This window comes from Streptomyces sp. NPDC028722, assembly GCF_040637655.1.
Classification (GTDB): domain Bacteria; phylum Actinomycetota; class Actinomycetes; order Streptomycetales; family Streptomycetaceae; genus Streptomyces.
Genome location: NZ_JBEZWU010000021.1, coordinates 53,461 through 65,225, shown reverse-complemented (window position 1 = coordinate 65,225; position 11,765 = coordinate 53,461). Strand labels below are relative to the sequence as shown.

Genomic DNA, 11,765 nt, shown 5'->3' with positions numbered 1-11,765 from the left:
CGGGTGGCCCCGGATGTCAGGTCGCCGCGCCCAGCAGGCCGGCCAGCCGGCGGGCGGTGGCGGCGTCACGGGCCGCGGTGAACGGCAGGACGTTCCCACCGGTGACCCGGAACGGCTCACCGGTCAGCGTGACGTGCGTGCCACCCGCCTCCTCGACCAGCAGCAGACCCGCCGCATGGTCCCAGGCGGCCTCCCAGGAGAACGCGATCGCGTCCAGCTCGCCCCGGGCGACGGCGAGATATTCCAGACCCGCGGAACCGCACGGGCGCGGCGCGAGGCCGTCGGTCCACAGGGCCTTCAGGGCCCGCTTCTGCTCGTCGGTGGTGAAGTCCGGGTGGGAGACGGCGACCGAGAGGTCCCGGCCGGGCGCGGGCGGGCCCGCGAACAGCCGCTCGCCGTCGAGGAAGGCGCCGCGGCCGCGGACGGCGGTGGCGAACTGGTCGCGGGCCGCCGCGTACGTCCAGGAGGCGATCACGGTGCCGCGGTGGGCGAGGGCGACCAGCGTGCAGAAGCCGTCGTCGCCGTGCACGAACTGGCGGGTGCCGTCGACCGGGTCGACGATCCAGACGGGCGCCTCGCCCTGGAGCGCCTCGTACACCGCGGGGTTGGCGTGCACCGCTTCCTCGCCGACCACCACCGAGCCGGGCAGCAGGGCGCCGAGGTCGTCGGTGAGCCGCAGCTCGGCAAGGCGGTCGGCGTCCGTCACCAGGTCGTGCGGGCCGCTCTTCCGGTCCACCTCGTGCTCGGCGAGACGGCGGAAGCGGGGCAGGATCTCGGCCGCGGCGGCCTTGCGGACCGCCTCTTCCACGTCGGCCGAGCAGCGGGCGAGAAACTCCTCGATGGTTTCCGTTTCTTCGATCATGCCTCCATGAGAGCACGTCCCACTGACAGGCCCCGCCCCACGGGTGCACTCCGGGGGGAATCGGGATGAACGACGGAGGACGGAGCTGCGGGCGCCCGGGGGGGCGGAGACCCCCCGGCCCGCGTCAGCGGCCCACGGCGTACCCCTGCATGCCGCGCGGGTTCGCCGCCGCCGACAGGATGCCGGTCTCCGGGTCCCGGGCCACCGCGCACAGCCGCCCCTCGGACCAGGCGGGACCGACGGTGACGTCGTGGCCGCGCCGCCGCAGCTCCTCGATCACCCCGGGGTCGGTGCGGGACTCGACGGTCACGCTGCCGGGACGCCGGCCGCGCGGGTGGAAGGAGCTGGGGAAGCTGTCGTTGTGCCAGTTCGGGGCGTCGATGGCGCCCTGGAGGTCGAGGCCGCCGCGGACGGGGGCGCGCAGCGCGGCGGCGAGGAGGAAGTGCAGCTGCCACTGGTCCTGCTGGTCGCCGCCGGGCGTGCCGAACGCGAGGACCGGCACGCCGTCGCGCAGCGCGAGCGACGGGGTGAGCGTGGTGCGGGGACGGCGTCCGGGGGCGAGCGAGTTGGGCAGCCCCTCCTCCAGCCAGGCCATCTGGAGGCGGGTGCCGAGCGGGAAGCCCAGCTCGGGGACGACCGGGTTGGACTGGAGCCAGCCACCGCTGGGCGTGGCCGCGATCATGTTGCCCCAGCGGTCGACGACGTCGAGGTGACAGGTGTCGCCCCGGGACGCGCCGTCCGCGCCGATCTGCGGCTCACCGGACACCTGGGGCTCGTCGGGGAACTGTGCGACCGTCGGCTCGCCGGTGCCCGGCACGCGCGCGTGTAGGTGTCCGTGAGCGCCCGGACCCGCGCCCGCCGGTGCGAGCGCGGGCAGCCGTGGGGCGCGTCCGCCGGGGCTGCCGGGCCGCAGCTCGTAGGAGGCCGTACCGCCGACGAGTGCGCGCCGGGCCGCGTTGTATCCGTCGGACAGCAGCTCGGCGACGGGCACCTCGGCCGCGTCCCCGTACCAGGCCTCGCGGTCGGCCATGGCGAGCTTGCAGCCCTCGACCAGCAGGTGGACGTAGTCGGCGGAGCCGTAGGCGGGCAGTTCGGGCGGGAGCAGGGCCAGTTGCTGGAGCAGGACCGGTCCCTGGCTCCAGGGACCGGCCTTGCACACGGTCCAGCCGTTCCAGTCGTACGTCACCGGTGCCTCGTAGGACGCCGACCAGCCGGCGAGGTCGGCCTCGGTGAGGGTGCCGGTGCGGCGCTCGCCGCTGGTGTCCCGCGTGGGCCGCCCGGCCTGCCGTACCAGGGCCTCGGCGACGAAGCCCGAGCGCCACACCTCGCGCGCGGCGTCGATGCGGGCCTCCCGGCCGCCCGCGCGGGCGGTCTCGGCGAGCAGCCGTTTCCAGGTGGCGGCGAGCGCGGGATTGCGCAGCAGCGTGCCGGGGCGGGGCGCCTGTCCGCCCGGCAGATAGACCTCCGCCGACGACGTCCACTCGGTCTCGAAGAGCCGCCGTACGCTCTCGACGGTCGCGCCGACGTTCTCCACGGGCGCGTGCCCGTGTTCGGCGTAGCCGATGGCGTACTTCAGCACGTCATCGAGGGACCTGGTGCCGTGGTCCCGCAGGAGCAGCAGCCAGGCGTCGAAGGCGCCGGGCACGGCGGCGGCGAGCGGTCCGGTGCCCGGTACGAGGTCCAGTCCCAGGCTCCGGTAGTGGGCGACCGTGGCGCCCGCCGGGGCCACGCCCTGCCCGCACAGCACCCGCACCGCGCCGCCCGCCGGGGCGAACAGGACCGGCACCTCACCGGCCGGCCCGTTGAGGTGCGGCTCCACGACATGCAGCACGAACGCGCCGGCCACGGCCGCGTCGAAGGCGTTGCCACCGCCCTCCAGCACCGCCATCGCCGACTGGGAGGCCAGCCAGTGGGTGGAGGACACCATGCCGAACGTGCCGTGGAGGGTGGGCCGGGTGGTGAACACGCGTGGGCTCCTCTGCTCGCCCGGCATGCTACGGACCGCGCCGCCGTCGGGGAACACCCCGGCCCGCCCGGGCGTTGATCTCGTGCGGGAGGAACGGAGGGCCTGGCACGTGCATGGTGAGTACAAGGTGCCCGGCGGCAAGCTCGTCGTCGTGGACGTGGAGGCCGCGGACGGTGTGCTGCGGGACGTGCGGGTGGCCGGGGACTTCTTCCTGGAGCCGGACGAGGCGCTGGACGCGGTGAACCGCGCGCTGGAGGGCGCGCCGGCGGACACCGACGCGGCGGGGCTCGCCGCACGGATCGAGGCGGCTCTGCCCGCCGGGACGGTGATGTACGGCCTGACGGCGGAGGGCGTGGCGATCGCGGTGCGCCGCGCACTCGCGCACGCCACGGACTGGACGGACTACGACTGGCAGCTGATCCACGAGAGTCCGCAGCCGCCGGCCCTGCACATGGCGCTGGACGAGGTGCTGACCGCGCAGGTGGCCGCGGGCCGGCGCCCTCCGACGCTGCGCGTGTGGGAGTGGGGCGCCCCGGCGGTGATCATCGGCAGTTTCCAGTCGCTGCGCAACGAGGTGGACGCGGAGGGCGCCGTCCGGCACGGCATCGAGGTGGTGCGGCGGATCTCCGGCGGCGGCGCGATGTTCGTGGAGCCCGGCAACACGATCACCTACTCCCTGTCGGTGCCCGAGTCCCTCGTCCATGGCCTGTCCTTCCAGGACAGCTACGCCTATCTGGACGACTGGGTGCTGGGCGCCCTCGGTGACATGGGCATCCATGCCTGGTACCAGCCGCTGAACGACATCGCGACCGACCAGGGCAAGATCGCGGGGGCGGCTCAGAAGCGGATCGTCGGCCCCGGCGGCGGGCCGGGGGCCGTACTGCACCACGTGACGATGTCGTACGACATCGACGCGGACAAGATGGTGGAGGTCCTGCGGATCGGGCGGGAGAAGCTGTCCGACAAGGGCACGAAGAGCGCCCGGAAGAGAGTCGACCCGCTGCGGCGTCAGACGGGGCTGCCGCGCGAGGCGGTCATCGACCGGATGATCGAGTCCTTCGGCGCACGCTACGGCCTGACGCGGGGCAAGGTCACCGCCGAGGAGCTGGAACGCGCCGAGGAACTGGCCCGCACCAAGTTCACGTCACCGCAGTGGACGGCGAGAGTGCCGTAGGACCGGGGGTTCCGCGGCCACGGCAGGCCGGGGAGCGCCCAGACAGCGGACAAAGCGGCACACCGTGCGTGGGCTGTCGTGACCGGGTGAGTACGCAGTGCGTCGGCACTTCCGCGTCACAGGCAGTCATGTGACACTGTCGTCCCCCGTCCACCCTGCGGACCCCTCCGCACCCCCTTCCCCACGAGAAGTGCGCCGTGCGTTCCCTTCCTCTGCCGCTCGCCCTCACCGCGCGTCTGTCGCCGGTCGCGGTGCTCGCCTGCGCCGGCTGGGCGCTGACGTCCGGACCGGTCACCCCGCCCGCCGCCGGGCACCAGACGGCCCAGAAGGTGCCCGCCGGTGCCTCCTCCGGAGCGCCCTCGGCCACGGCGGCGGCGCCGAAGACGTACACCGCCGCGCCCGCCCCCTGCGCCAGTGTGCCCGTGGCCACCGTCAAAGCCCTGGTGCCGGGGGCGAAGACGGCCGGCAAGGAGATCCCGTCGACCGACACCGAGCTGCGCCGCACCTGTTCCTGGAACGCGCTCACGGGTTACGACTACCGCTGGCTCGACGTGTCCTTCGAGATCACCGGGTCGGACCGGGAGGCGCGCGAGGAGTACGAGCAGCGGACCCGCGAGAAGAGCGGCGGCGGGGCCGTCCCCGGACTCGGGGACAGCGGCTACTCGGTGGTCGACCTCACCACCGAGGACAAGCAGCAGACCCGCGAGGGCGTGGTGCTGGCCCGGGCCGCCAACGCGCTCGTCGTCGTCACCTACAACGGCAGCGACTTCGAGACCAGGAAGGCCCCCGCCACGGACGAGATCAACAAGGGGGCCATCAAGGCGGCGAAGGCGGCGGTCGCCGCGCTGGGCGCCGGTCGGGGCTGAACAGCCGTACGCCGGCCCTGGTCCGCGGGCCGGCGGGTTCCGCCCCGATGGCGCACCAGCCGCGACCCGAGCAGCGTCACGAGGTCCCGGCGCGCGGTCTCCCGGTCCTCGGCGCCGAGCGTGACCGACGCGCGCGCAGCCTCCAGCAGCCCCAGGGCCCGTTCCCATTCGTCGGGGGCGTCCGCCGGGACGAACCGCAGGGCGAGGCAGCGGCCGAGCCGTGCGGCGACCGCCGCGGGCCGTCGCGTCATCGCCGCCCTGGTCTCCACCTCGACCGGCACCGACTCCGGCTCTCCGGTTCTCCGGTGAGCGTGTCGAGTTCCGGGCCGCGTACTCGACCGGGACAGACCGCCCGATCCGCCGTCGTCGGAAGGGGTGCGGCCGGACGCGAGACCCGCGCACGTACGCCCGGGAAGCCGAGAGGACCGGCCGGTCAGGCCGTTCGCGCCTCCCGGCCCGAGAGCAGGGTCAGCGCCGTGTACAGCGCCAGGGAGGTGCCCAGGCCCACCGCCCAGCCGTAGTCGGCGAGCGGGGACAGCGCCGGGATGGGGCGGCCGTCGGCCAGCGGTTCGAGGCGGGCGCCGCCGACCGCGAGGACCCCGCCCGCCAGGAAGGCGACGACCGCCCGCCAGTTCCAGCCGCCGGTGTACCAGTACCGGCCGCCCGCACGGTACAGGTCGGCGAGGTCCAGGCGGGTGCGGCGCAGCAGCCAGTAGTCGGCGACGAGGATGCCCGCGACCGTGCCGAGCAGCCCGCCGACCAGGCCGAGCCAGGTGAAGATGTAACCCTGCGGGTCGGCGTACAGCCGCCACGGGCGGATCAGCACGGCGAGGACCGCGGTGATCAGGGCGCCGGTACGGAAACTCACCTTCCTGGGCGCCACGTTGGAGAAGTCGAAGGCCGGCGAGACCAGATTGGCCGCGATGTTCACGGACAGGGTCGCCACCAGCACGGTGACCAGGGCGTAGAGCAGACCGGCCGCGTTGTCGGTCTTCGCGGCCAGCTGGACCGGGTCCCAGACCGGCTTGCCGTACACCGCCTGCGAACCGGACGTGACGAGCACCGAGAGGAAGGCGAAGAGGGTCATCGTGGTCGGCAGGCCCAGGGCCTGCCCCCGGGTCTGCGCCCGCTGGCTCTTTCCGTAGCGGGTGAAGTCGGGGATGTTCAGTGACAGCGTGGACCAGAAGCCGATCATGCCCATGAGGGACGGCCAGAACAGCTTCCAGAAGTCGCCGCCCCAGCCCAGCCGGGACGGCTGCCCGAAGAGCGGGCCGACACCGCCGGCCTTGGCGCTCATCCACCCCAGCATCACGAACGCGCCGACGAGCACGAAGGGCGCGGCCCAGTTCTCGAAGCGGCGGACGGTCTCCATGCCGCGGTGGATGATGGCGACCTGAAGGAGCCAGAACAGCGCGAAGGACAGCCACATGGTCCACGCGTGGCCGCCGACGCGCGAGGCGTCGGACCAGCCGGCGCCGACGAGTTTCCCGGCGAGGAAGTAGATCGCCTCGCCGCCGATCCAGGTCTGGATGCCGAACCAGCCGCACGCCACCAACGCCCGCACGACCGCGGGCAGGTTGGCGCCGCGCACGCCGAAGGAGGCCCGGGCGAAGACGGGGAAGGGGATGCCGTACTTGGGTCCCGCGTGCCCGGTCAGCAGCATCGGCAGGAGCACGATCAGGTTGGCGAGGCCGATGGTGAGCACCGCCTGCTTCCAGTCCATGCCCACCGCGATCAGTCCGGAGGCCAGGGTCCAGGACGCCGTGTTGTGGGCCATGCCGACCCACAGGGCCGAGAAGTCGTACGTCGTCCAGGTGCGGTCGGCCACGGGGACCGGGAGCAGGTCCGCGTTGGCGTAGGGGCCGTCGGGCCGGGGCGCGCCGGGAGTGATCTCCACCCGGCCGTCGGGGAGGGTGATCTGGGTCGGCGGTATGTGAGGGGGAGCGGTGTCGGTCATGGGCCGGCCAATCGGGGAGGAGGGTCGGGAACGGCCGTGCGGGCACCGGCCCCCTCCCCGGGACGGCGGGGAGGGGGAGACAAGGAGGGTCGGGGCCGGGGATGGGCCCAGGGGACGGTCAGGCGTTGACGGCGGGGATGATCCGGCTGCCGTAGGCGTCGATCGTCGCCTCCTGCGCGTCGTGCATGTCGTACACGGCGAACTGGTCGACGCCCAGGGCGCGCAGCGCGGTCAGCTTCTCGATGTGCTGCTGCGCGGGGCCGATCACGCAGAACCGGTCCACGATCTCGTCGGGCACGAACCGGGTGTCCGGGTTGTCGCTGCGCCCGTGGTGGGCGTAGTCGTAGCCGTGCCGGGACCTGATGTAGTCGGTGAGTTCCTCGGGGATCCGGCCGGAGTGCTCGCCGTACCTGGCGACCAGGTCGGCGACGTGGTTGCCGACCATGCCGCCGAACCAGCGGCACTGCTCGCGGGCGTGGGCGAGGGCCCCGGGCGAGTCGTCCTCCGTGACGTAGGCGGGCGCGGCCACGCAGACGGTGACCTCGGCGGGGTCGCGTCCGGCGGCGGCCGCCGCCTCCTTGACGGTCTTCACCATGTACTCGGTCAGGTACAGGTCGGACAGCTGGAGGATGAACCCGTCGGCCTCCTCGCCGGCCATCTTCAGCGCCTTCGGTCCGTACGCGGCCATCCAGACGGGGAGTTCGGCCCCCTTCCCGACCCACGGGAACCGGATCTTCGTGCCGCCGAGGTCGGCCTCCTCGCCGCGGCCGAGGGCGCGGATCACCTTCATGGCCCCGCTGAGCCGGGCGAGGGTGTTGGGTGCGCGGCCGGCGACGCGCATCGCGGAGTCGCCGCGGCCGATGCCGCAGACGGTGCGGTTGCCGAACATGTCGTTGAGGGTGGCGAAGGTGGAGGCGGTGACCTCCCAGGCACGGGTGCCCGGGTTGGTGACCATCGGGCCGACCTTGAGCCTGGAGGTGTTGGCGAGGATCTGGCTGTGGATCACGAACGGTTCCTGCCACAGCACGGCGGAGTCGAAGGTCCAGCCGTAGCGGAAGCCGTTGCGTTCGGCCCGCTTCATCAGGCTGATGACGCGGGAGGCGGGCGGGTCGGTCTGGAGGACGAGGCCGAAGTCCATGGGGCCGCTCCTAGGCGAGGTACTGACAGGTGGAGCGCGGGGTGTAGACGCCGTGCCCGGCGCGTCCGGTGTACTCGCGCTGGTCGATGACGAGTTCGCCCCGTGAGAGCACCGTCTCGACGCGGCCGGTGACGCGCCTGCCCTCGTACGCCGAGTAGTCCACGTTCATGTGGTGGGTCTCGGCGGACAGCACCTGTTCGGCGTGCGGGTCGTAGATGACCACGTCCGCGTCGGCGCCCGGGGCGAGGGTGCCCTTCTTCGGGTACAGGCCGAACATGCGGGCCGGGGCGGCGCAGGCGATCTCGATCCAGCGGCGGCGGGAGATGTGCCCGTCGACGACGGCCTGGTGCAGCAGGTCCATCCGGTTCTCCACGCCCGGCAGGCCGTTGGGAATCTTGGAGAAGTCGCCGCGGCCCAGCTCCTTCTGGCCGGTGAAGCAGAACGGGCAGTGGTCGGTGGAGACCACCTGGAGGTCGTTGGTGCGTAGCCCTCTCCACAGGGCGGCCTGGTGCTCCCTCGGCCGCAGCGGGGTGGAGCACACGTACTTGGCGCCCTCGAAGTCCGGCTCGGCGAGGTTGTCGGTGGACAGGAACAGGTACTGCGGGCAGGTCTCGCCGAAGACGTTCAGCCCCTCGTCCCGGGCCCGGGTCAGCTCGGCGACCGCCTCGGTGGCGGAGACGTGCACGACGTACAGCGGGGCGCCGGCGACCTGGGCGAGGCGGATGGCGCGGTGGGTGGCCTCGGCCTCCAGCAGGGCCTTGCGGACCTCACCGTGGTAGCGGGGGTCGGTCTCGCCGCGGGCGAGGGCCTGTTCTACCAGGACGTCGATGGCGATGCCGTTCTCGGCGTGCATCATGATCAGGCCGCCGTTCTCGGCGGAGCGCTGCATGGCGCGCAGGATCTGGCCGTCGTCGCTGTAGAACACGCCCGGGTAGGCCATGAACTGCTTGAAGCTCGTCACCCCCTCCTCGACCAGCAGGTCCATCTCCTTGAGCGTCTCCTGGTTCACATCGGAGACGATCATGTGGAAGCCGTAGTCGATCGCGCAGTTGCCCTCGGCCTTGGCGTGCCAGGCGTCCAGGCCCTCACGCAGGGTGTGGCCGACGCTCTGCACCGCGAAGTCGACGATCGTCGTCGTACCGCCCCAGGCCGCCGCCCGGGTGCCGGTCTCGAAGGTGTCCGAGGCGAAGGTGCCGCCGAAGGGCAGCTCCATGTGGGTGTGGGCGTCGACACCGCCCGGGATGACGTACTTCCCGGTGGCGTCGATGACCCTCCCCCACCCTTCGGGCGAGGGTGCCCCCCTCTCGCTTCGCTCGGCGGTGAACGCCCCGGCCGCGGGCGTGCCGGAGGCGGCGAGGCCGGCGATGCGGCCGTCCTCGATCAGGACGTCGGCGTGGATCTCGTCCGACGCGGTGATGACGAGACCGCCGCGGATGACGGTACGGCTGCTCATACTGCTCCCTCGGTCGACGGTACGGTCGCGGCCCGGTCGGCGGCCCGCCCGCCGGGGGCGGCGGTCGTCTCCGTACGCCCCCGGCTGCCGCCGGTGGCGCTGGTCAGCTGCTGTCGTCCACGCTTGTCAGCGCCTGTTCCAGGATCGCCGCGCCCTCTTCGGCCTCGGCGACGGTCAGGGACAGCGGCGGGGCGATCCGCAGGGCGCTGGTGTCGTGGCCGCCGCCCTTGCCGATGAGCAGTCCGCCGTCGCGTGCCGCCTCCAGCACCGCGGCGGCGGCCTGCGGGGCGGCCTCGTCCGTGCCCGGTCTGACCAGTTCGACGCCGATCATCAGCCCCCGTCCGCGTACCTCCCGCACTCCGGGCAGCCGGGCGGCGACCGTACGGAGCCGCTCGATGAGCAGTCCGCCGACCCGCCGGGCGTTGCCCTGGAGGTCGTGTTCCAGCAGGTGATTGAGGTTGGCGAGGGCGGCGGCCATGGTGAGCTGGGTGCCGCCGAAGGTGGAGATGCTGTTGGCGTCCAGGCAGTTCATGATCTCGGCGCGGGCGACCACCCCGCCGACGGACATGCCGTTGCCGATGCCCTTGGCGAAGGTGACGATGTCCGGAGGGCCGCTGCGGGCGTGCGCCTGCCAGCCCCAGAAGTGCTCGCCGGTGCGGCCCCAGCCGGTCTGCACCTCGTCGGCGATCCACAGAATCCCGTGGGCGGCGAGGACTTCGCGGAACGCCGCGTACAGCCCGTCGGGCGGCGAGGTGAACCCGCCGACGCCCTGCACGGGTTCGGCGATCAGCGCGGCGGGCGGCCGGGTGTGACCGAGGACGTCCTTCAGGTCGGCGACGCACGCGTCGATGAACGCGCGGTCGTCCAGCTCCGCGTACGGCCCCCGGGTGCGCACGCCGCCATGGACGTACAGGGTGTTCAGCGGGGACAGCGAGGTCGGGGACCAGCTGCGGTTGCCGGTGATGCCGACCGTGCTGAAGGAGCGGCCGTGGTAGCTGTTGCGCATGGCCAGCACGGTGTTGCTGCGCCGGTAGGCGGTGGCGAGCAGCAGGGCGGTGTCGTTGGCCTCGGTGCCGGAGGTGGTGAAGAACACGCGGGCGTCCGGGATGGCGCTCACCCGGGCGATGCGCTCGGCGAGTTCGACCATCGGCCGGTTGAGGTAGAGGGTCGAGGAGTGGATGATCCGGGCGGCCTGCTCGCTGACCGCCTTGGTCACCTCGGGCAGCGCGTGCGCGGTCGACGTCGTCAGGATGCCGCCGAAGAAGTCCAGGTACCTGCGGCCGGCGGAGTCCCAGACGTACCGTCCCTCGCCGTGGGTGATCTCGATCGGGTCGTCGTAGTAGAGGGCGAGCCAGTCGGGCAGCACACGGCGGTGACGGGAGTAGAGGTCGTTCACGGCCGCACCAGCCCGTCGTAGGCGTCGGGGCGGCGGTCACGGTAGAAGGCCCACTGCTGCCGCACCTCCTCGATGAGGCCGAAGTCGAGGTCGCGGACGACGAGTTCCTCGGACTTGTCGTCGGCGGTCTCCCCCACGAAGCGTCCGCGCGGATCGACGAAGTAGGAGGTGCCGTAGAAGTCGTTGTCGCCGTACTCCTCCTGCCCCACCCGGTTGATGGCGGCGATGAAGTACTCGTTGGCGACGGCCGCGGCGGGCTGCTCCAACTGCCACAGGTGGGCGGACAGGCCCCGGTGGGTGGCGGAGGGGTTGTAGACCAGCTGGGCGCCGTTCAGGCCGAGTTGGCGCCAGCCCTCCGGGAAGTGCCGGTCGTAGCAGATGTAGACCCCGACCTTGCCCACGGCGGTGTCGAAGACGGGCCAGCCCAGGTTGCCGGGCTTGAAGTAGTACTTCTCCCAGAAGCCCTTGACCTGGGGGATGTGGTGCTTGCGGTACTTGCCGAGGTAGGTGCCGTCGGCGTCGATCACGGCGGCGGTGTTGTAGTAGAAACCGGACTGCTCGACCTCGAAGACCGGGACGACGATCACCATGCCGGTCTCGCGGGCGAGGTCCCGCATCCGGCGGACGGTCGGCCCGTCGGGCACCGGCTCGGCCCAGCGGTAGTGCTCCGGCTCCTGCACCTGGCAGAAGTAGGGGGCGTTGAAGACCTCCTGGAAACCGATGATCCGTGCGCCCCGGCGAGCCGCCTCCCGGGCGTGCTCCTCGTGTTTCGCCACCATGGACTCGGTGTCGCCGGTCCAGGTGGCCTGGACCAGAGCGGCGCGTACGACGTTGGCCATGAGCTGCTCCTTCGACGCGGCCTCAGAGCCTCTACGCCCGTAGAGCAGGCCGTAGAGGGACGAACGTAAGCCTCCGGGAGGCCCTTGCCAAGACCATCGTCGTCAACCCGCGGA

General features: G+C 72.5%; 9 protein-coding genes. 2 read left to right on the top strand and 7 right to left on the bottom strand.

Going from position 1 to position 11,765, the window contains the following annotated elements; all coding sequences use genetic code 11:
- Positions 1–16 precede the first annotated feature (16 nt).
- A complete protein-coding gene (locus AB0F03_RS27495; protein WP_361996585.1) occupies positions 17–862 on the bottom strand; it encodes an inositol monophosphatase family protein in 846 nt (281 codons plus the stop codon).
- Positions 863–986: 124 nt separating this feature from the next.
- Positions 987–2,828: a gamma-glutamyltransferase gene (locus tag AB0F03_RS27490; protein WP_361996583.1), complete on the bottom strand. Its 1,842-nt coding sequence runs from the start codon at positions 2,826–2,828 to the stop codon at positions 987–989.
- Between the two features lie 109 nt (positions 2,829–2,937).
- Here AB0F03_RS27490 and AB0F03_RS27485 point away from each other — a divergent pair, with 109 nt between their 5' ends.
- Both AB0F03_RS27485 and AB0F03_RS27480 read left to right on the top strand, forming a co-directional pair.
- Positions 2,938–4,002 carry a lipoate--protein ligase family protein gene (locus AB0F03_RS27485; RefSeq protein WP_361996581.1) on the top strand — a complete coding sequence of 355 codons (1,065 nt, stop codon included), beginning with the start codon at positions 2,938–2,940 and terminating at the stop codon, positions 4,000–4,002.
- A 197-nt stretch (positions 4,003–4,199) separates the two neighbouring features.
- Positions 4,200–4,868, top strand: a complete 669-nt coding sequence (locus tag AB0F03_RS27480; protein ID WP_361996579.1) for a hypothetical protein — start codon at positions 4,200–4,202, stop codon at positions 4,866–4,868.
- 433 nt (positions 4,869–5,301) lie between these two features.
- Here AB0F03_RS27480 and AB0F03_RS27475 read toward each other — a convergent pair whose 3' ends face one another.
- The 5 genes from AB0F03_RS27475 to AB0F03_RS27455 all read right to left on the bottom strand — a co-directional run bounded on the left by AB0F03_RS27475 (position 5,302) and on the right by AB0F03_RS27455 (position 11,651).
- Positions 5,302–6,825, bottom strand: a complete 1,524-nt coding sequence (locus AB0F03_RS27475; RefSeq protein ID WP_361996577.1) for an NCS1 family nucleobase:cation symporter-1 — start codon at positions 6,823–6,825, stop codon at positions 5,302–5,304.
- A 118-nt stretch (positions 6,826–6,943) separates the two neighbouring features.
- Positions 6,944–7,963 carry a TIGR03842 family LLM class F420-dependent oxidoreductase gene (locus AB0F03_RS27470; RefSeq protein ID WP_361996575.1) on the bottom strand — a complete coding sequence of 340 codons (1,020 nt, stop codon included), beginning with the start codon at positions 7,961–7,963 and terminating at the stop codon, positions 6,944–6,946.
- Positions 7,964–7,973: 10 nt separating this feature from the next.
- Positions 7,974–9,416 (bottom strand): dihydropyrimidinase, encoded by a 1,443-nt coding sequence (gene hydA, locus AB0F03_RS27465; protein WP_361996573.1) that lies wholly within the window; start codon positions 9,414–9,416, stop codon positions 7,974–7,976.
- A gap of 103 nt (positions 9,417–9,519) precedes the next feature.
- Positions 9,520–10,812 (bottom strand): aspartate aminotransferase family protein, encoded by a 1,293-nt coding sequence (locus AB0F03_RS27460; RefSeq protein ID WP_361996571.1) that lies wholly within the window; start codon positions 10,810–10,812, stop codon positions 9,520–9,522.
- The gene (locus tag AB0F03_RS27455) at positions 10,809–11,651 is read right to left on the bottom strand and encodes a nitrilase-related carbon-nitrogen hydrolase (protein ID WP_361996569.1); all 843 of its coding nucleotides are present in this window, start codon (positions 11,649–11,651) and stop codon (positions 10,809–10,811) included. The genes AB0F03_RS27460 and AB0F03_RS27455 overlap by 4 nt, the downstream gene beginning before the upstream one ends.
- Between the last annotated feature and the right edge of the window lie 114 nt (positions 11,652–11,765).

Excerpts from the sequence above, each read along its gene's own strand:
- AB0F03_RS27470 (WP_361996575.1), bottom strand. The coding sequence starts at position 7,963 with ATGGACTTCGGCCTCGTCCTCCAGACCGACCCGCCCGCCTCCCGCGTC.
- AB0F03_RS27455 (WP_361996569.1), bottom strand. The coding sequence starts at position 11,651 with ATGGCCAACGTCGTACGCGCCGCTCTGGTCCAGGCCACCTGGACCGGC.
- AB0F03_RS27475 (WP_361996577.1), bottom strand. The coding sequence starts at position 6,825 with ATGACCGACACCGCTCCCCCTCACATACCGCCGACCCAGATCACCCTC.
- hydA (WP_361996573.1), bottom strand. The coding sequence starts at position 9,416 with ATGAGCAGCCGTACCGTCATCCGCGGCGGTCTCGTCATCACCGCGTCG.
- AB0F03_RS27495 (WP_361996585.1), bottom strand. The coding sequence starts at position 862 with ATGATCGAAGAAACGGAAACCATCGAGGAGTTTCTCGCCCGCTGCTCG.